The following is a 572-nucleotide window of genomic DNA, read 5'->3' on the forward strand; positions in this document are numbered from 1 at the left end:
CCAACCTAAAGTACGCATTACATCCGAGAATACGCCTGCTGCCGTCACTTCTGTACCGGCACCGTAACCACGCAGCACTAAAGGAATTGGCTGGTAGTAGCGACTATAAAACGCCAACGCGTTTTCACCGTCTTTAATTTTGAACATTGGATCATTTTCATCGACAGCGGCCATGCTCACTGTGCACTTGCCATCATTAATTTCACCAACATAACGTAGCACTTTGCCTTCTTCTGCCGCTTTCGCAGATAACTCTTTGAAGTACGCGTCCGCTTCTGGCAAACGAGCCATAAATTCATCAACACTGCCTGAATCATCAAAGCCTGGTGGTAGCGCTTGGTCAACGACCACATCTTCAAGCTCTAATGACATACCTGCTTCGCGAGCTAGGATGAGCAGCTTACGCGCAACATCCATACCAGAAAGGTCATCACGAGGATCTGGCTCAGTGAAGCCATTTTCTTTCGCAATATTCGTCGCTTCGCTCAGGCTCATACCCTCGTCAAGTTTACCGAAGATATAAGACAGTGAACCTGACAAAATGCCACTAAATCGTTCAAGCTCATCGCCTG

The 572-nt window shown here is 47.6% G+C and carries 1 pseudogene; it reads right to left on the reverse strand.

Going from position 1 to position 572, the window contains the following annotated elements:
• Window positions 1-572 (reverse strand): annotated as a pseudogene (gene thrA, locus R7093_RS27005) (bifunctional aspartate kinase/homoserine dehydrogenase I); the annotation flags it as partial.

The organism is Vibrio sp. 1580 (genome assembly GCF_033340055.1).